The 18,113-nt window shown below is 37.5% G+C and carries 19 protein-coding genes; 15 read left to right on the top strand and 4 right to left on the bottom strand.

Going from position 1 to position 18,113, the window contains the following annotated elements; all coding sequences use genetic code 11:
• Positions 1-6 precede the first annotated feature (6 nt).
• Together DPV81_RS01190 and DPV81_RS01185 are read right to left on the bottom strand one after the other, a co-directional pair.
• Entirely contained in the window at positions 7-369 is a 363-nt protein-coding gene (locus tag DPV81_RS01190) for a mercuric transporter MerT family protein (protein ID WP_005695901.1), read from the bottom strand.
• The gene (locus DPV81_RS01185; RefSeq protein WP_111386284.1) at positions 344-1,450 is read right to left on the bottom strand and encodes a transglutaminase-like domain-containing protein; all 1,107 of its coding nucleotides are present in this window, start codon (positions 1,448-1,450) and stop codon (positions 344-346) included. The genes DPV81_RS01190 and DPV81_RS01185 overlap by 26 nt, the downstream gene beginning before the upstream one ends.
• A 177-nt stretch (positions 1,451-1,627) precedes the next feature.
• Here DPV81_RS01185 and DPV81_RS01180 point away from each other — a divergent pair, with 177 nt between their 5' ends.
• Entirely contained in the window at positions 1,628-2,695 is a 1,068-nt protein-coding gene (locus DPV81_RS01180) for a TIGR01620 family protein (protein ID WP_111386282.1), read from the top strand.
• A gap of 52 nt (positions 2,696-2,747) precedes the next feature.
• On the opposite strand, the gene prfB is transcribed toward DPV81_RS01180, so the two are convergent.
• Positions 2,748-3,846, bottom strand: a protein-coding gene (gene prfB, locus DPV81_RS01175) for a peptide chain release factor 2 (RefSeq protein ID WP_111386591.1) whose coding sequence is annotated in 2 segments (ribosomal slippage) — positions 2,748-3,770 and positions 3,772-3,846 — 1,098 coding nt in all. Because the reading frame shifts where the segments join, the coding sequence is not laid out codon by codon here.
• A 126-nt stretch (positions 3,847-3,972) separates the two neighbouring features.
• On the opposite strand from prfB, the gene dsbC reads away from it, so the two are divergent.
• The 14 genes from dsbC (at position 3,973) to yciH (ending at position 17,667) form a co-directional block, all read left to right on the top strand.
• Entirely contained in the window at positions 3,973-4,659 is a 687-nt protein-coding gene (gene dsbC / locus DPV81_RS01170) for a bifunctional protein-disulfide isomerase/oxidoreductase DsbC (protein ID WP_049369018.1), read from the top strand.
• A gap of 102 nt (positions 4,660-4,761) precedes the next feature.
• The gene (gene recJ / locus DPV81_RS01165; RefSeq protein WP_049369019.1) at positions 4,762-6,486 is read left to right on the top strand and encodes a single-stranded-DNA-specific exonuclease RecJ; all 1,725 of its coding nucleotides are present in this window, start codon (positions 4,762-4,764) and stop codon (positions 6,484-6,486) included.
• 48 nt (positions 6,487-6,534) lie between these two features.
• Entirely contained in the window at positions 6,535-7,206 is a 672-nt protein-coding gene (locus tag DPV81_RS01160) for a thiol:disulfide interchange protein DsbA/DsbL (protein ID WP_243583360.1), read from the top strand.
• Positions 7,206-7,895 carry a 5'-methylthioadenosine/adenosylhomocysteine nucleosidase gene (locus tag DPV81_RS01155; RefSeq protein WP_111386278.1) on the top strand — a complete coding sequence of 230 codons (690 nt, stop codon included), beginning with the start codon at positions 7,206-7,208 and terminating at the stop codon, positions 7,893-7,895. Before DPV81_RS01160 ends, DPV81_RS01155 begins: the two co-directional genes overlap by 1 nt.
• A 125-nt stretch (positions 7,896-8,020) precedes the next feature.
• Complete coding sequence (locus DPV81_RS01150) at positions 8,021-10,396, top strand: ABC transporter permease subunit (protein WP_111386276.1); 2,376 nt, start codon at positions 8,021-8,023, stop codon at positions 10,394-10,396.
• 10 nt (positions 10,397-10,406) lie between these two features.
• Positions 10,407-10,913 carry an L-2-amino-thiazoline-4-carboxylic acid hydrolase gene (locus DPV81_RS01145; protein WP_111386274.1) on the top strand — a complete coding sequence of 169 codons (507 nt, stop codon included), beginning with the start codon at positions 10,407-10,409 and terminating at the stop codon, positions 10,911-10,913.
• 1 nt (position 10,914) lies between these two features.
• Positions 10,915-12,144, top strand: coding sequence for a M20 family metallo-hydrolase (locus DPV81_RS01140; protein ID WP_165818945.1), 1,230 nt, complete (start codon positions 10,915-10,917; stop codon positions 12,142-12,144).
• A 62-nt stretch (positions 12,145-12,206) separates the two neighbouring features.
• On the top strand, positions 12,207-12,884 hold the full coding sequence (cmk, locus tag DPV81_RS01135; protein ID WP_111386270.1) for a (d)CMP kinase: 678 nt from the start codon (positions 12,207-12,209) through the stop codon (positions 12,882-12,884).
• Between the two features lie 96 nt (positions 12,885-12,980).
• Positions 12,981-14,630: a 30S ribosomal protein S1 gene (gene rpsA / locus DPV81_RS01130; RefSeq protein WP_111386268.1), complete on the top strand. Its 1,650-nt coding sequence runs from the start codon at positions 12,981-12,983 to the stop codon at positions 14,628-14,630.
• Positions 14,631-14,775: 145 nt separating this feature from the next.
• Positions 14,776-15,066 carry an integration host factor subunit beta gene (locus tag DPV81_RS01125; RefSeq protein ID WP_279386107.1) on the top strand — a complete coding sequence of 97 codons (291 nt, stop codon included), beginning with the start codon at positions 14,776-14,778 and terminating at the stop codon, positions 15,064-15,066.
• 93 nt (positions 15,067-15,159) lie between these two features.
• Positions 15,160-15,453, top strand: a complete 294-nt coding sequence (locus tag DPV81_RS01120; RefSeq protein ID WP_005699471.1) for a LapA family protein — start codon at positions 15,160-15,162, stop codon at positions 15,451-15,453.
• Complete coding sequence (gene lapB, locus DPV81_RS01115) at positions 15,453-16,631, top strand: lipopolysaccharide assembly protein LapB (protein ID WP_111386266.1); 1,179 nt, start codon at positions 15,453-15,455, stop codon at positions 16,629-16,631. The genes DPV81_RS01120 and lapB overlap by 1 nt, the downstream gene beginning before the upstream one ends.
• A gap of 21 nt (positions 16,632-16,652) precedes the next feature.
• Positions 16,653-17,345 (top strand): orotidine-5'-phosphate decarboxylase, encoded by a 693-nt coding sequence (pyrF, locus tag DPV81_RS01110; RefSeq protein WP_111386264.1) that lies wholly within the window; start codon positions 16,653-16,655, stop codon positions 17,343-17,345.
• 1 nt (position 17,346) lies between these two features.
• Positions 17,347-17,667, top strand: a complete 321-nt coding sequence (gene yciH, locus DPV81_RS01105) for a stress response translation initiation inhibitor YciH (RefSeq protein WP_049367529.1) — start codon at positions 17,347-17,349, stop codon at positions 17,665-17,667.
• A gap of 47 nt (positions 17,668-17,714) precedes the next feature.
• Here the strand turns inward: yciH and DPV81_RS01100 are convergent, their stop codons facing one another.
• The gene (locus DPV81_RS01100; RefSeq protein WP_165816470.1) at positions 17,715-18,071 is read right to left on the bottom strand and encodes a SirB2 family protein; all 357 of its coding nucleotides are present in this window, start codon (positions 18,069-18,071) and stop codon (positions 17,715-17,717) included.
• Positions 18,072-18,113 lie beyond the last annotated feature (42 nt).

The raw sequence follows: 18,113 nt of genomic DNA, 5'->3' as shown, positions 1-18,113 counted from the left end.
TTGTTCCTAATTAGAAAGCTCTAAAATCCACGGTAAAATGGTTGGATAAGTTAAGAAAAAGAGCATGACAATAAATACAATCCAATACAAAACAATGAGCTTTTTACGGGAAATGTATTTGCTGCAAATGATTTTTTTGGAAAACATCAGCAACCAAAAGCCGTAGGCAAAGGCGCATAATGAAACGATAAGCATCGGAATGCGTAAATAATCATATTCACCCAAGCCAATCAACCATGTGGATGACACGCCAAATACTAAATAGATTAAAGGCGCAATACAGCACAATGTTGATGCCACCGCAGCACTTAGCGCGGTGGCAATCGCAACCCAAAAAGATTTATTAGAGCTTTTTAGAGACGTAGTCATATTTAAATTCTTTCGGGTCAAAGGAATTTAACGGGTCACCACCCACTTCGGCATACGGATAACCAAAGTTATTGAGTGGAGCAAGTTCTGGTTGCGGATATAAATCGAAGTCGCGAGCATGGTTAAAGCCAACCCAGTTTGCTTCCCAGTTACCGAATAAGTATTTGGCAACGGCTTGTGTATCCTTATCGTCAACAGATTTTTTCTCTGCTAAACGCATTTTTGCCACATCTGCAGAATCAACAGGCACCCAGCCGAATCCAGCAAGATAGAATTCAGCACGACAATGCTGACCACCACTTACGTTTGCTACGCCATGTTCGTCCGCACTACCGAATGCACCTTTGGAATATTTGCCCATTTTATCCGCTGCACCTAAACGAATACCGAAAATTTCACGAGCTGGGATACCGCTGGCACGAGCTAGTGCAACGAAAACAGAGTTAATATCGGTACATTTACCTTTTAACACACCAGTGGTCAGAATTTTTTCTACATCACCATCGCCACAGCCTAGAACAGAATTGTCACGTTCCATATTGTTGACGATCCATTGGTGAATCAATTCAGCTTTTTTTAATGGATTAGTTTCAGTGCCCACAATTTTATCGGCGAACTGTTTCACAATAGCATCTGTTTTAATATGTTGAGTCGGTTTTAAATATTCTTGTACATCAACAGAATAGTGAATGTCTTTTGGTGGCTTGTAATTCGTCAACGCACCTTTAACCATAGGTTCACGATCTTTGGTTTCAATCACCATAGTGATTTTTAAATCGCGTTTTTGTGCATCTTTATCCCAAGTCGCAAAGAGCGTTTTCGCACCATATTTGTTGTTTTCTGTCACATAGGCATCCAAATAGTTACCTTCAAAATGGATAGATTTTACCTGTTGATACTCGCCATTAAACGGTAAAGGCACCCACAGATTCGCTTGTCCTTGCGAACCTTTTGGCGCAACTAAGTCATAAGTTTGAGTGAATTCATACAGATGAGAATCAGTATTGTAGTTTGGAATGTCGGTATTGGCGTAAGCCATGGAACATGCGGAGAGTACCGCAGTGGCGATAAGTTTCTTCATGAAAAGATCCTTCTTAGTTAATAGTTAAAACTTAACACATTAGATAAACTAATTGTGGACATGACTATAGTAGCTCATTTTATTTTCTAGTCAATATTGCTTTTTTATTTCAGCCATTTAAGATTTGCTAAAGAAATTCGAAGTAAAATACCGTTTCTATTTTTATTGGAAAGAATAATGACAAAACAAATTTTCACACAATCTCAACAACCAGAAGAACAAGAAATTCTGCCTAAGCAAGAATTTTATAATGTTGAAACAATCCTAGATAATGAACCTTTAGAAGGGGAGTTGTTGGACGAGCAATTTGAGCAAATTGTGAAACCTAAATCGAGTGGTTGGAAAACGGCTTTAAAATTGACCGCACTTTTATTTTTAGGAGCGACAGTTGCGCAATCTGTTCAATGGATTTGGGACAGTTATCAAAATCAACAATGGATTTACCTTGCTTTTGCGTTAGTGAGTTTTATTGTTGTATTGTTTGGTTTATCTGAAATCATCACAGAATGGCGACGTTTGGTGAAACTTAAAAAACGCTTGAATTTACAAGAACAAAGTCAGCGATTAATAGGTGAAAGTGCGGTCAAAAATCATCAAGTTTTTTCAGAGCAGGATAGTGAGCAAGGAAAAGCATTGTGTTTGTCTATTGCTGATACTTTAAAGTTAGATTCGCAACATCCTGCGATTGTTCAATGGGAAAAACAGCTGAATGAAAGTTATTCTGCTCGCGAAGTTACTCATTTATTCAGTAAAACGGTGTTACAGTCTTTTGATCAAAAAGCGAAAAAACTGATTACGAAAATGTCGGCAGAATCTGCAGTGATTGTGGCAATTAGTCCTTTGGCCGTTATTGATATGTTTTTTATTGCGTGGCGAAATATTCGTTTAATCAATAAAATTGCAGCGATTTATGGGATTGAGCTTGGGTATTTTACCCGTCTTCGTTTGCTCAGAATGGTATTGGTGAATCTTGCTTTTGCTGGTGCGACTGAAATCGTGCAAGATTTAGGAATGGACTGGCTTTCGCAAGATATTACTGCGAAACTTTCTGCAAGAGCAGCACAGGGAATTGGCGTGGGATTATTGACAGCTCGATTGGGTATTAAGGCTATGGAGTTTTGTCGTCCACTAGCATTTGAAAAGTCGGAAAAACCAAAACTTTCTCATGTGCAAAAAGAATTGCTGACGGTGATGAAAGATGCAGTGTTAGGCAAGAATAAACTGAAAGAAAAAGAAGAAGTATAATAAAAAAGAGCGGTTAAAATTGACCGCACTTTTTTTTGTATAAAAGAGATGATTAAAGTCCTGCTTTCAGGCTTGCCTCAATAAAGCGATCAAGATCGCCATCCAGTACGGCTTGTGTATTACGATTTTCCACGCCTGTACGGAGATCCTTAATACGCGCATCATCTAACACATAAGAACGAATTTGGCTGCCCCAACCGATATCAGATTTATTATCTTCCATCGCTTGTTTGTCTGCATTTTTCTTTTGTAACTCAAGCTCATACAATTTCGCTTTTAACTGCTTCATGGCTTGATCTTTATTTTTGTGCTGAGAACGATCGTTTTGACATTGCACGACAATCCCACTTGGCATGTGAGTAATTCGCACCGCACTTTCGGTTTTATTGACGTGCTGACCACCCGCACCGGATGCACGGTAAACATCAATACGTAAATCAGCCGGATTGATTTCAATATCAATATCGTCATCAATTTCTGGATAAACGAAAGCCGCTGCAAATGATGTATGGCGGCGATTGTTGGAGTCAAATGGGCTTTTACGTACTAAACGATGAATCCCTGTTTCTGTGCGTAACCAACCGAAAGCATATTCACCACTAACACGAATCGTCGCTGATTTTAAACCCGCCACATCACCATCGGATACTTCCATTAATTCTGTTTTAAAGCCTTTGCTTTCAGCCCAGCGAAGGTACATGCGAAGTAACATTTCTGTCCAGTCCTGCGCTTCTGTACCACCGGAACCTGCTTGTAAATCGACATAACAATCGCACGCATCATGTTCACCGCTAAACATACGGCGGAATTCTAATTTTGCAAGTTGTTGTTCAAGTTCGTCTAATTCAGCAACGGCTTCATTGAAGGTCTCTTCATCTTCAGCTTCAACGGCTAATTCAAGCAGCCCTTCAACATCCTCTAAACCTTGTTCTAAATTCTTGATGGTATCAACCACTTGTTCAAGTGAAACGCGTTCTTTCCCAAGCGCTTGAGCTTTTTCAGGATCGTTCCACACATCGGGTTGTTCTAATTCGGCATTAACTTCTTCTAAACGCTCAACTTTTTCATCGAAGTCAAAGATACCCCCGAAGCACAGATGTGCGCTCGGAAAGGTCGGCGATTTTGTTTTTGATTGGATTAATTTCAAACATAATAAATAAACCTCTATAAGCGGCAGAAGTATAAGTCATTTTCAGTTTTTTGGGTAGTTTGGCTTGCACAAATCATCGATCCATTTATAATTCTAATCTTTGTTGTTTAGATATTTAGGAATAAAAATGAAAAAATTACTGACCGCACTTTTAATCACTGCTTCTGCCACTGCGATGGCGACTGATGCTGAGATTAAATCGAAATTACAAGCATTAGGTGCGAAAAATATTGAAGTGAAAGATTCACCGGTAAAAGGCCTTAAAACAGCGGTGACTGATCAAGGCATTTTATATGTAAGTGAAAATGGTCAATATGTTTTGCAAGGCAAAATGTATGAATTAACAAATAAAGGCCCAGTTGATGTGGCAGGTAAACTTTTAGCGGATAAAGTGAATGCGTTAAAAAACGAAATGATCATTTATCCGGCAAAAAATGAAAAATATGTTGTGACCGTATTCATGGATATTACTTGTCATTATTGCCATATCCTTCATCAACAAGTGAAAGAATATAATGATTTAGGTATTACCGTTCGTTATCTTGCATTCCCACGTGCTGGAATGAATGAAACAGCTCGCCAAATGGAAGCCATTTGGACAGCGAAAGATCCTGTATTTGCATTGAACGAAGCAGAAAAAGGTAACTTACCAAAAGAATTGAAAACACCTAACATTGTGAAAAAACAGTATGATTTAGGTGTACAACTTGGTGTGAAAGGTACGCCAAGTATTGTGACTTCAACAGGTGAAATGCTTGGGGGATATTTAAAACCTCAAGATTTATTAGCTGTGTTACAAGAATCAGCACAATAATTGTTAGTAGTGAGGGCGTATGATATACGCCCTTAAAATATTCATATCATCAAAGCACATATCGAATGTTCCTTTAGTGGTCATTTTTAATAACAAAATACTGTGAAAAAACTCATCAAACGTCGTGAAATTCCTGCCGGAAATCCTGTTTCAGATAATGCATTACTCGATCGTCTCTATCGTTCTCGTCATATCAAAAATAGCCAAGAATTAGACCGCACTTTGCAATCAATGCTGAACCCTAATAAATTATACGGTATTCAACAAGCCGTGGATTTATTGTTTGAAGCTTATCAACAGCAACAAAAGATTGTTATCGTCGGTGATTTTGATGCCGATGGAGCAACCAGTACGGCACTTTCAGTATTAGCTTTGCGTATGCTTGGCTTTACTGATGTGGAATATCTTGTGCCAAATCGTTTTGAACAAGGGTATGGATTGAGTGTGCCAGTTGCTGAAATGGCAATGGAAAAAGGCGTGCAGTTATTGATGACGGTAGATAACGGAGTATCCTCCTTTGAGGGCGTGGCGTATTTAAAAGAGCAAGGGGTGAAGGTGTTGATTACCGATCATCACTTACCGCCAGAAATACTGCCAAATGCTGATGCCATTGTTAATCCAAATTTGCAACAATGTGATTTCCCTTCAAAATGTTTAGCCGGCGTAGGCGTGGCGTTTTATTTAATGCTCGCTTTGCGTGCTAAATTTCGCGAATTGGGTATTTTTACGGCAGAAACACAACCTAATTTTACTGAATTACTGGATTTAGTCGCGCTCGGCACAATTGCAGACGTTGTTCCCCTTGATCAAAATAACCGTATTTTAGCCCATCAAGGCTTGATGCGAATTCGTGCGAAACGTTGTCGACCAGGAATTATTGCTCTCGCAGAAGTGGCTAATCGGGAAGTTGAAAAACTTTGTTCGGCTGATTTGGGTTTTGCGATTGCTCCCCGTTTAAATGCTGCGGGTCGATTAGATAATATGTCTGTTGGTGTGGAGTTATTACTTACAGAAAGTATGCAAGAGGCTAGAGCGCAAGCCTTAGATTTGGATAGTTTAAATCAAGCCAGAAAAGAAATTGAGCAAGACATGAAGTTAGAAGCCTTAGAAATTTGCCGAAATCTCACCGCACTTTCTGATGAATTACCTATGGGGATAGCCTTATTCCAGCCAGATTGGCATCAAGGCGTATTAGGCATTGTAGCTTCTCGAATCAAAGATCAATACCATCGACCCGTTATTGCTTTTGCACAAGATCAAGAAGGTATTTTAAAAGGTTCTGCGCGTTCAATTGAAGGCTTGCATATGCGCGATGTATTAGAGCGCATCCATTCCCAACATCCTGATATGATTTTAAAATTTGGCGGTCATGCCATGGCAGCAGGATTAAGCATTAAAGAAAGCTTTTTCCCTGATTTTCAAAAGATTTTTAATCAAACGGTGCAAGATTGGTTAAATGAAGATCAATTACAAGGTGTAATTTGGACGGATGGCGAACTTCAAGCAAATGAATTTAGTATTGAAACAGCAGAAGTGATAAAATCTGGCGGACCTTGGGGACAAGCTTTTCCTGAGCCTGTTTTTGATGGTGAGTTTAAAATTTTTGAGCAACGTGCTATCGGACAAAATCAAAATCATTTAAAAATGCTTGTTGAGCCTAAAAATGGTGGTCCATTATTAGATGCCATTGCGTTTAATATCGATACTCGGTATTATCCCGATTTGTCGATTAAGCAGGCAAAATTTGCTTATAAGTTAGAAATTAATGAGTTTCGTGGAAATCGAAACGTCCAATTATTAGTCGATTATATTGAACCAATTGGTTAATTTATGAAAAAAGTTTGGCAGAATAAATTATTAAAAGGATCCTTTGCAATGATATTGCTGAGTGTGACGAATGTCGCATTCGGTGAAGTCAGTGCAAAGGATTTTTCTGCCAAAAATCCACCGCACTTACCACCAGCGAATGTCGCACAGTTTGAAGATGGTCGAGATTATTTTTCATATCAAGAACCGATTGAACAAGCCAAAAGAAGCGATCGTAAAATTCCGATCCAATTTTTCTTTGATTATGACTGTCGAGTTTGTTCTTCAGCGCAAGACATCTTGCAGCTTTATAGCCAAATTCGCCCAAATAAAGTGGCATTAGATGAATACCCGGTTGCTACGAACGAAGCAAAATTTTCAGCGACAATATTTTATACCTTACAGCGTTTAAAAGTAGGCGAGTTGTCAGATACGCTGTTATTTGAAACCTCTGAAAAGGCACGTTATACCGAATTATCGTCATTAGATAAGATGCGTGAATGGATAGTCTCGCAAGGAATCAGTAAAGCTGAATTTAATAAAGTCGTGCATTCAGCTGAAGTAAAAGAAGATGTGAATGATGCCATTAATTTAACAGAAGAATATGGTGTATTTACGTTCCCTTATGTGGTGGTGGGCGGAAAATATGTTCTCACCGCGAGTACATTGTATAACGATGATTATGGCGTTGCGGTATTAGATTTCTTAGTGAGTAAACTCGAACAAGAAAGGAAAAAATAATGAAAATCGGGATTGTTGGTGCGATGGCACAAGAAGTGGAAATTTTATCCCAATTAATGACAGATAAAAAAGAAACGAAAGTGGCAAGTGCGGTCATTTTTGAAGGCAAAATTAATGGTAAAGAAGTCGCATTATTGCAATCAGGAATAGGTAAGGTCGCAGCGGCTATTGGTACCACTGCTTTATTGCAATTGGCTAAACCGGATGTGGTTTTAAATACCGGCTCAGCAGGCGGTGTCGCAAAAGATTTAAAAGTAGGAGATATCGTTATTTCGGATGAAACTCGCTATCACGATGCAGATGTGACAGCATTTGGCTATGAAAAAGGTCAATTACCCGACAATCCAGCCGCTTTTCTTTCAGATAAAAAATTAGCCGATTTAGCCGATGAAATTGCCCAATCACAAGGGCAAAATGTAAAACGCGGTTTAATTTGCTCGGGTGATAGTTTTATTAATAGCGAAGAAAAAATTGCTCAAATTAAAGTGGATTTCCCTAATGTAACAGCAGTAGAAATGGAAGCAACAGCGATTGCACAAGTTTGTCATGCCTTTAACGTACCGTTTGTAGTCGTTAGAGCTATTTCTGATGCAGGAGATGGCGAAGCGAGTATGTCATTTGAAGAATTTCTCCCACTTGCAGCAAAGCAATCCTCGGCATTGGTGTTGGGTATGATAGATAGATTGTAAGCTTATATATAAAATCATTATATAATAGGGAAATCAGTTATTAGATAGCCTCTTATAAAACACATAAAATCAAAAGCCTCCGTTAATGGAGGCTTATTTTTTATAACAATAAAAGGATTATCAAAATGCTAAACATCATACATAAAACTCTTGTGGGAGGATTGCTGTTATTGTTGTCTTTCTTTTCACAAGCTAATGACGCAAGCCCTTTACGAGTAGGAATTGATTTAACTTATGCTCCTTATGCTTACTTAGATAATAAAGAGGCTAGTGGATTTGATCCTGATTTAATGCGATTACTTGGAAAAAATCTGAATCGTCCAGTCGAGTTTAAAGACACTCGAATTGAAAATATTATTATTGGATTAAATGCTGGACATTATGATCTTGTCGCTTCCGCTTTATATGTTAATCCTCAACGTGCGAAGCAAGTTGATTTTCTCCCTTATTTACAAACTGGAGGCGTTCTTGTTGTCCGAGGTAACGATAGCTTTTCTCCACAAAAACTAGAGGATCTTTGTGGTAAAAGCATTTCTTCAATGAAAGGTGCAGCTTGGATTCCAACGATGAATGAGGTTTCAGAGAAGTATTGTGCGCCTAAAAATCTAAAACCGCTTATTGTGAAAGAGTATCCGAGTGCGCCAGAGGCGGCCCAAGCACTTTTATCTGGTGGTGTTGATGTTCAGTATGAAGATGCAGCTGTTGCACAGATGGTGATTAATCAATTAGGTGATCGTTTAAAAATTACAAATAAAGAACAGTTATATCCGGTATTGATTGGGCTTGCTTTTAATAAGAATGACTTATCAGGTAAGGCTGTTATTGCACATGCGATAAAAGATACTTTAGCAGATGGTTCATATGAAAAATTACTAAAAAAATATAACCTTGAGTTTCCAAATGAAGCATTATTAAAACAAAATGGACTAGAAAATGCCTTAGATAATGCGATTCTAGCTAGTGAAAATGGAAATGATAAAACGATATCAAAAGGTTTTAATTGGTCATATTTAGCAAGCTTATTCGTAAATACTGATTTCTGGAAAGCTGTTTTAACCGTATTTGAGTTAAGTACATTAACTTGGATCTTTGCTGTTATTTGGGGATTTTTTCTTGCGCTTGGAACTCAATCGAATAAAAAACTAGTTAATAAATTTTCGAATACTTATATCTGGTTGTTTCGTAGTTTACCTTTATTAGTGTTATTAATTTTTATCTATAATGTGCCTCAATTCTGGAGTGCTAGTTCTGTTTTATTATCAAATCCATTTATTGCAGGTTTAATTGCTATGGTGCTCAGTGAATCTGCTTATATAGCAGAAATTCATCGTGGAGCCTTATCCTCTATACCTAAAGGTCAATATGAAGCCGGTAAAGTATTAGGAATTCGATTCTGGGGGCTTCAACGTTTAATTATTATTCCTCAGGCATTAAAAGTAGCGTTACCTCCACTAACTAACCAGTATATTACAATTGTAAAATTAACTTCTCTTGTTTCGGTAATTTCTTTAACTGAGATTTTATTAGTCGGACAACAGCTTTATACACGTAACTTTTTAGTATTAGAAACTTTGCTTGCTGTTGCATTTTATTACATTGTTATCGTGAGTTTCTTGTCTTGGGTGCTAAAAAAAGTTGAAAGCAAATTAGATGTATCTTTGATAAAAAATGAAAATTATGCTGAGGTTAATATCGATAAGTCAGCATTAGTACCTTATAGTATTTTGAAAACTGAACATGCTAATAGCGATGAAGCCTTGAGTGTTCATGGAGTAAAAAAATCCTTTAACGGCGTACAAGTTCTAAAAGGTATTGATCTTTCTTTAAAATGGGGTGAGGTACTTTCTATTATTGGTTACTCAGGATCTGGTAAAACAACATTAATTCGAAGTATTAATGGTTTAGAGTCATTAGATGAGGGAAGTATCAAATTAGAAGGAGAGGACTTTATCAATGGTAGCCATTTTGTTTCAAATTCAGTGGGTAAAATTGTGAATTTAGGAATGGTATTCCAAAATTATAATTTATTTCCGCATAAGACAGTATTAGAAAATCTTCTCCTTGCTCCTGAGTATCATAACAAGCCTAAAGATGAGACTCGATTATTGGCTTTAGCAATGCTTGATAAAGTGGGGATGTTGCAACATGCCAATAAATATCCACACCAATTATCAGGTGGCCAACAACAGCGAGTAGCTATTGCAAGAGCTTTAGTGATGAAACCTAAAATTATGTTGTTTGATGAACCAACTTCGGCATTGGATCCTACATTAGTTGGAGAAGTATTACTTGTTATGGAAGAACTTGCAAAAGAAGGTATGACAATGATTATTGTGAGTCATGAAATGCAATTCGCAATGCGGGTATCTGATAAAATTGCTTTTATGGATTCTGGTGAGATAGCATTTTTACAAACGCCAAGTGAGTTAAGAAATAATGATGATCCTCGAATTCGTCGATTTATTAATAATGAAATTTTACGTAACGATTTTGTAATTTAAAGGAGTAAAAATGAATAAAGATTTTCCTGAGTTTGTCGAGATTGGTATTTTACAACAACGTAAAATTGAAGCAGAGATAATTAAACCTATTTACGAAATTATGAAACGTGAATTTGGTTTAGATAAAGCTAAATCTATCATAGAGGAAGCTGTTGCTAATGCTGCAATTGATGCAGGAAAGGAATATGCCAAACGAGAACCTAATGGTACGAGTGTAGAGAGTTTTGTAGCCTTACAATATTTATGGGAAAAGGATGATGCATTACGTATAGAGGTTATTAATAATGATCATTATAAATATGATTATAATGTACATCGTTGTCGTTATGCTGAAATGTATAAAGAAATGGGATTAGAAGAAATTGGTTTCTTGCTTTCTTGTAATCGAGATAGCAAATTTATTGAAGGGTATGCACCAAATGTAAGTTTGAGTCGACCTCATACAGTCATGAATGGTGATGGTTTTTGTGATTTTAGATATCGATTACAAGAAGAGTCAGCTAAAAAAGAGGAATAGCATGGATGTTAATAATTCAAGATTACTTCATTTGTTAGATGTTTTTTCTCAATTTGGGAAAACCCCTTTAAATGGTGTGACAAGACTTGCATTAAGTAATGAGGATAAACTTGCAAGAGATTATTTGATTAAACTTTCCAAAGAGGCTGGCTTTTCGATAAAAATAGATGCAATTGGTAATATTTTTATTCGCCGTAATGGAAAGGATAATCAGTTAGCTCCAATATTAATTGGTTCTCATGGTGATTCTCAACCATTAGGTGGTCGTTACGATGGTATTTATGGGGTGTTAGCTGGTTTAGAAGTGTTATTGTCATTAAATGATCATAATATTGAAACTGCGCGACCAATCGATCTTGTTATGTGGACAAATGAAGAAGGGGCTAGATTTTCTCCTGCTATGATGGGGGCCTCGGTTTTTATTGGCAATTTATCTCTTACAGCTGCATTATCTGAAAAAGATAAGGACGGTATTTCAGTAGAGGAAGCATTAAATAATATCAACTATTTAGGCGCAGACGATTTTTCATCATATCATCCTTATGCTGTATTAGAGCTTCATATCGAGCAAGGTCCTGTTCTAGAAAATAATCAGACTGAAATAGGCGTAGTAACTGGTGCATTAGGACAGGATTGGTATCAAATCACATTGACGGGATTATCTTCTCATGCTGGAACTACGCCAATGAATATGCGCCAAGATGCATCAGTAGGCATGGCAAATGCGATAGTCAAATTTAATAAATTAGGTTTGAGAGAGGTGGTGAATCAGGGACGTGTGACTATTGGTCATATTAAATTAACGCCCAATTCACCCAATGTAATTCCTGGTGAAGCTTATTTCACGCTAGAGGTTCGTCATCCTAATGAGCAAAGTTTAATAAATATCGAAAGAGAAATTTATCAGATTTTGAATGATATTGCTCGAGAAAATAATTTAGTGTTTGATGTTAAGAAAGTTGTTTCTTTATCTCCAGTTAAATTTAATTCGGCGTTGATAAAAACGGTCCAAGATAGTTGTGGCTCATTAGGTTATTCTTGGGAGTATATTGTTTCTGGCGCAGGTCATGATGCTTGTCAATTAAATCATAAATTTCCAACATCAATGATATTTATTCCTTGTGTTAATGGATTAAGCCATAACGAGGCAGAAAATATTACAGATGATTGGTGCCAAAAAGGAGCAAAAGTGTTACTTGATTCGACAGTAACTCTGGCTAATCAAATTTAAAAAGCAATAATGTGGAGAATAAGGTAAAATTCTCCACATTATTATTTTAACTGGAGATTTTTATGGGGATGATTATCACCGTTGATGGCCCAAGTGGAGCAGGGAAAGGAACGCTTTGTTATGCTTTGGCAGAAAAGTTAGGTTTTACCTTATTAGATAGTGGTGCGATTTATCGCGTTACGGCATTGGCTGCGCTGAAACGTCATGCAGACTTAACCGATGAAGAAGGATTAGCGGAGTTAGCGCGTCATTTAGATATTAAGTTCATTCCAAAGAATGGAGAAGTCAATGTGCTTCTTGGTGGGATGGATGTGAGTCACTTAATCCGTACGCAAGAAGTGGCGGAAGCCGCTTCAAAAGTGGCGGTTTTTCCTAAAGTGCGGTCAGCTTTACTGCAACTTCAGCAGGATTTTGGCAAAAATGATGGCCTGATTGCTGATGGACGAGATATGGGAACTGTGGTTTTCCCAAATGCACAAGTTAAACTGTTTTTAGATGCAAGTGCGGAAGAACGTGCAAAAAGACGCTATAAACAGTTGCAAAATAAGGGAATTAATGGTAACTTTGCACAGATTTTAGCCGAGATACAAGAACGTGATTTTCGTGATAGAAATCGTGAGGTTGCACCATTGAAACCGGCTGATGATGCTTTATTGTTAGATAGTACAACATTGAGTATTGATGAGGTCATTGCTCAAGCGTTAGCTTATATTCAACAAAAAACGTCAATTTTGATTTAACTGTTTATTCAAGGAAGAATAGACATTTATCCTCAACCCCGCATTTTATGGATCTTAATGTGGATGTTATTAACTTAAATTAAGAAGATTATTTATATGTCAGAATCTTTTGCTCAACTCTTTGAAGAATCATTAAAAGGCCTTGAAACCCGTCAAGGTTCAATCGTTAGCGGTACTGTTGTTGCTATTCAAAAAGGCTTTGTACTTGTTGATGCAGGCTTAAAATCTGAATCTGCAATTCCTGTTGCTGAATTCCAAAACGCTCAAGGTGAACTTGAAGTTAAAGTTGGCGACACAGTAAACGTAGCTTTAGATGCAGTTGAAGATGGTTACGGCGAAACTAAACTTTCTCGTGAGAAAGCTGTTCGTCATGAATCTTGGATTGAATTAGAAAAAGCTTACGAAGATAAAGCGACCGTTATCGGTTTAATCAACGGTAAAGTGAAAGGCGGTTTCACAGTTGAGTTAAACGGTGTTCGTGCATTCTTACCAGGTTCATTAGTTGATACTCGTCCAGCACGTGAAGCAGATCACTTACTTGGTAAAGAATTAGAATTCAAAGTAATTAAATTAGATCAAAAACGTAACAACGTTGTTGTTTCTCGTCGTGCAGTGATCGAATCTGAAAACAGCCAAGAACGTGAACAAATCCTTGAGAACCTAGCTGAAGGTTCAGAAGTTAAAGGTATCGTTAAAAACTTAACTGACTACGGTGCATTCGTAGATTTAGGTGGCGTTGACGGTTTATTACACATCACTGATATGGCTTGGAAACGTGTTAAACACCCAAGCGAAATCGTGAATGTAGGCGACGAAGTAACTGTTAAAGTATTAAAATTTGACAAAGATCGTACTCGCGTATCTTTAGGCTTAAAACAATTAGGTCAAGATCCTTGGGTTGCTATCGCTGAAAACCACCCAGTAAACAGCAAATTAACTGGTAAAGTAACTAACTTAACAGACTACGGCTGTTTCGTTGAAATCTTAGATGGTGTTGAAGGTTTAGTTCACGTTTCTGAAATGGATTGGACTAACAAAAACATCCACCCATCTAAAGTTGTAAGCCTTGGCGATACTGTTGAAGTAATGGTATTAGAAGTTGACGAAGAACGTCGTCGTATTTCTTTAGGTTTAAAACAATGCAAACCTAACCCATGGACTCAATTCGCTGAAACTCACAACAAAGGCGACAAAGTTACTGGTAAAATCAAATCAATCACTGATTTCGGTATCTTCATCGGTCTTGAAGGTGGTATCGACGGTTTAGTTCACTTATCTGACATTTCTTGGAATGTTGCAGGTGAAGAAGCAGTTCGTAACTACAAAAAAGGTGACGAAGTTTCTGCAGTAGTATTAGCAGTAGATGCAGTGAAAGAACGTATTTCTTTAGGTATCAAACAACTTGAAGATGATCCATTCAACAACTTCGTAGCGATCAATAAAAAAGGTGCAGTAATTTCTGCAACTGTTGTTGAAGCTGACGCGAAAGGTGCTAAAGTTGAATTAGCAGGTGGCGTTGAAGGTTATATCCGTGCAGCAGACTTAACAAACGAAGTTGCAGCAGGCGATGTAGTTGAAGCGAAATACACCGGTGTTGATCGTAAAGCACGTATCGTTCACTTATCTGTAAAAGCGAAAGATCAAGCTGAAGAAGCAGCTGCAGTTGCAAACGTGAATAACAAACAAGAAGATGTTGCTATTCCAAACGCAATGGCTGAAGCTTTCAAAGCGGCTAAAGGTGAATAATTAATTCACATAAATAAGGCTGGGTCATTGACTCAGCCTTATTACTACCAGCTATAATTAACAAGGATTTAGCGGTAATTTATTATGAACTAATGCATTACCTGTAAGTCTTAATAACAAGTTTAAGTATAAATTTAAAGGAGAGTTGACGATGACTAAATCTGAACTAATTGAAAATCTATCAACAAAGCACCCAACTTTATCCGCAAAAGAAGTAGAAGGTATTGTAAAGGATATTCTTGAACTCATTGCACAATCTTTAGAAGAGGGTAATCGTATCGAAGTTCGTGGTTTTGGTAGCTTCTCTTTACACCATCGTCAACCGCGAGTGGGCCGTAATCCTAAAACCGGTGATTCTGTAAAATTAGATGCTAAATCTGTACCGCACTTTAAAGCGGGTAAAGAATTAAAAGATCGCGTAAATGTTTTTGCTTAAACATTCAATCGATATCAATAAAACGACACTTAGGTGTCGTTTTTTATTACAAATTTTGGCATAATGAACCTATTCTTAACAAAGGAGATTGTGATGATTAAATATATTCTTGGGCTCATTATTGTATTGGCTATCGTACTTGTTGCGGTAACTATAGGGGCAAATAATGATCAAGTAATCACCTTTAACTACATTGTTGCTGAAAGCCAATTCCAACTTTCAACATTAGTTGCCATTTTATTTGGTTTTGGATTAATTTTAGGTTGGTTAATTACCGGATTTTTCTACTTAAAATTAAAATTCAAAAATATGTCGTTAGCGCGTCAAGTTAAACGTCAAACATTACAAATTAACGAATTAACGACTACTCGCGATAAGGCAGTATAATGCTTGAATTACTCTTTCTGCTTCTGCCAATAGCCGCCGCTTATGGTTGGTATATGGGGCATCGGAGTGCCAAGAAAGATCAGGAAGATATTAGTAATAAACTCTCCCGTGATTATGTCACGGGGGTCAATTTTTTGCTTTCTAATCAAACGGATAAAGCCGTTGATTTGTTTCTTGATATGTTGCAAAAACAAGAAACAGAAAATGAAATTGAAAGCAACTCTCAATTTGAAGCTGAGCTAACGCTCGGTAACCTTTTCCGTTCTCGAGGCGAAGTGGATCGTGCTTTAAGAATCCATCAAGCCCTCGATCGTAGTCCAAATTATTCTTTCGAACAAAAATTATTAGCTAAACAGCAACTTGCTAAGGATTTCATGGCGGTGGGTTTTTATGACCGTGCGGAAGCCCTTTACATCATTATGGTGGATGAACCTGAGTTCGCTGAAAATGCGCTACAACAGCTTTTAGTGATTTACCAAAAAACAAAAGAATGGAAAAAAGCGGTTAATATTGCAGAAAAACTAGCCAAAATTTCCCCTAAAGAAAATGATGTGGAATTAGCACAATGTTATTGTGAATATGCCTTAAGTGGTGAACTTGAAAGTGCGGTCGAAAAACGCAGTATTTTACAAAAAGCGTTGAATGTATCTCCAACCAGTGTGAGAGCATCAATGCTGCTTGCGGATTTAGAAATGGCAGATAAAAACTACCGTCAAGCCATTCACTTTTTGGAGAATATTCTTAATCAAAATCCAATTTACATTGGAGAAGTGTTGAAAACACTCAAATATTGTTATGATGAATTAGGAGAGAGAGATAACTTTGAGTTATTCTTGATTCGAGCCAGCCAGCAGATTAACAATACGAAAGTAGATTTGATGTTAGCAAGTGTGATTGAAGAGAAAGATGGCAAGAGTGCCGCGCAATCAAAGCTTTATCAACAACTCACAAAACATCCAAGTACCTCTATTTTCCACCGTTTTATTCAATTCCAAATTGATGATGCAGAGGAAGGGCGAGGTAAAGAAAGCTTAATTTTGCTACATAAAATGGTCGGAGAGAGAATTAAGCAAGGCTTTGGTTATCGTTGCTCTAATTGCGGTTATCAAACCCATAAATTAATGTGGAATTGTCCTTCTTGCAAACAGTGGGAAACCATCAAACCTGAACATAATTAATTGACACAGTGAGGTAAAATTATGAATAGCAAAGTAATCGTTGCATTGGATTACGAAACGGAAGCAGAAGCGTTATCTCTCGTGGATCAAATTGATCCAAGCTTATGCCGTTTAAAAGTGGGTAAAGAAATGTTTACCACACTGGGAACCAGTTTCGTTAAGCAATTACATGAGCGTCAATTTGATGTTTTCCTCGACCTAAAATTTCATGATATTCCGAATACTGTGGCAAGAGCTGTGCGTTCTGCGGCTGATTTAGGCGTATGGATGGTTGATGTCCATGCTAGCGGTGGTTTAAAAATGATGGAAGAGGCGAAGAAAATTCTCGAGCCTTATGGAAAAGATGCACCGTTATTAATCGCGGTAACTGTATTAACAAGCATGGAAGATTTAGATTTGTTGCAAATTGGTATTAATTCTTCGCCACTTGAACACGTTTTACGTCTTACAAATTTAACACAGCGTGCAGGATTAGATGGGGTAGTTTGCTCACCACAGGAAGTAGAGATTTTACGTAATACTTGTGGTCCTGATTTTAAATTAGTCACCCCAGGGATTCGTCCAATTGGTAGTGATTTTGGTGATCAGCGTCGCGTCATGACACCAGCAGCAGCTATTCGATCTGGTTCTGATTATTTAGTGATTGGTCGTCCAATCACTCAAGCTGAAGACCCAGCTAAAGTGCTTCGTTCAATTAATGCATCAATTGAGTAATATGACTGAGAGTACTTTAGTATATTCTACCGAAGTGGGTCGAATTAAAGAGCAAAAGCAACCGGTACAACGCCCTAAGGGTGATGGTGTGGTTCGCATCCAAAAACAGACCAGTGGTCGAAAAGGTGCGGGCGTCTCAGTGATTACTGGGCTAGATTTATCCGATGACGAATTAAAAAAATTAGCCGCTGAACTTAAAAAACGTTGTGGTTGTGGTGGTTCAGTTAAAGACGGCAATATTGAGATTCAAGGCGAAAAACGCGATTTACTTAAACAACTTTTAGAACAAAAAGGGTTTAAAGTAAAATTAGCTGGTGGTTAAGATAAGACAAAAAATCCATCTTCAATTGAAGATGGATTTTTTCATAATTAGCCTTCCATAAAGTTTGGTTGGTAAGCAAAGAACATTGCACCTAAGAAACTTAACAAGGCAAATGCCAGAAATGCACTGTTGGGATTGACCGCTTTACGACTAAAATATTTAGCCGAGAAGAAGATATAAAGCACAAGCATGATGATTTTCATGACCAGCCAGCTTTGTAACTGGTAACCGACCAAGAAGAAAATCGTTAAGCCGCTAGCAATTAAAAGTGTATCAACTAAGTGCGGTAAAATTTTTAGCAGTTTAATCGCGCGCCAATTTTTCCCACTTAATTGCATTCCCCCACGGATAATTAATAATCCTAAACTTAAAAATGCACAAACAATGTGCAAATAAACTAACATAATCACTCCAGATGTAAAAGGAAAGTGCGGTCAAAAGTGACC

Source organism: Haemophilus parainfluenzae, assembly GCF_003252795.1.
Classification (GTDB): domain Bacteria; phylum Pseudomonadota; class Gammaproteobacteria; order Enterobacterales; family Pasteurellaceae; genus Haemophilus_D; species Haemophilus_D parainfluenzae_K.
The sequence above is the reverse complement of the archived record's forward strand: the minus strand, read 5'-3'. Positions and strand labels throughout refer to the sequence as shown.

Excerpts from the sequence above, each read along its gene's own strand:
- DPV81_RS01140 (WP_165818945.1), top strand. The coding sequence starts at position 10,915 with ATGGATGTTAATAATTCAAGATTACTTCATTTGTTAGATGTTTTTTCT.
- lapB (WP_111386266.1), top strand. The coding sequence starts at position 15,453 with ATGCTTGAATTACTCTTTCTGCTTCTGCCAATAGCCGCCGCTTATGGT.
- DPV81_RS01145 (WP_111386274.1), top strand. The coding sequence starts at position 10,407 with ATGAATAAAGATTTTCCTGAGTTTGTCGAGATTGGTATTTTACAACAA.
- DPV81_RS01180 (WP_111386282.1), top strand. The coding sequence starts at position 1,628 with ATGACAAAACAAATTTTCACACAATCTCAACAACCAGAAGAACAAGAA.
- dsbC (WP_049369018.1), top strand. The coding sequence starts at position 3,973 with ATGAAAAAATTACTGACCGCACTTTTAATCACTGCTTCTGCCACTGCG.
- DPV81_RS01155 (WP_111386278.1), top strand. The coding sequence starts at position 7,206 with ATGAAAATCGGGATTGTTGGTGCGATGGCACAAGAAGTGGAAATTTTA.
- DPV81_RS01120 (WP_005699471.1), top strand. The coding sequence starts at position 15,160 with ATGATTAAATATATTCTTGGGCTCATTATTGTATTGGCTATCGTACTT.
- DPV81_RS01190 (WP_005695901.1), bottom strand. The coding sequence starts at position 369 with ATGACTACGTCTCTAAAAAGCTCTAATAAATCTTTTTGGGTTGCGATT.
- DPV81_RS01160 (WP_243583360.1), top strand. The coding sequence starts at position 6,535 with ATGATATTGCTGAGTGTGACGAATGTCGCATTCGGTGAAGTCAGTGCA.
- cmk (WP_111386270.1), top strand. The coding sequence starts at position 12,207 with ATGGGGATGATTATCACCGTTGATGGCCCAAGTGGAGCAGGGAAAGGA.
- DPV81_RS01185 (WP_111386284.1), bottom strand. The coding sequence starts at position 1,450 with ATGAAGAAACTTATCGCCACTGCGGTACTCTCCGCATGTTCCATGGCT.
- yciH (WP_049367529.1), top strand. The coding sequence starts at position 17,347 with ATGACTGAGAGTACTTTAGTATATTCTACCGAAGTGGGTCGAATTAAA.
- rpsA (WP_111386268.1), top strand. The coding sequence starts at position 12,981 with ATGTCAGAATCTTTTGCTCAACTCTTTGAAGAATCATTAAAAGGCCTT.
- DPV81_RS01150 (WP_111386276.1), top strand. The coding sequence starts at position 8,021 with ATGCTAAACATCATACATAAAACTCTTGTGGGAGGATTGCTGTTATTG.
- DPV81_RS01100 (WP_165816470.1), bottom strand. The coding sequence starts at position 18,071 with ATGTTAGTTTATTTGCACATTGTTTGTGCATTTTTAAGTTTAGGATTA.
- pyrF (WP_111386264.1), top strand. The coding sequence starts at position 16,653 with ATGAATAGCAAAGTAATCGTTGCATTGGATTACGAAACGGAAGCAGAA.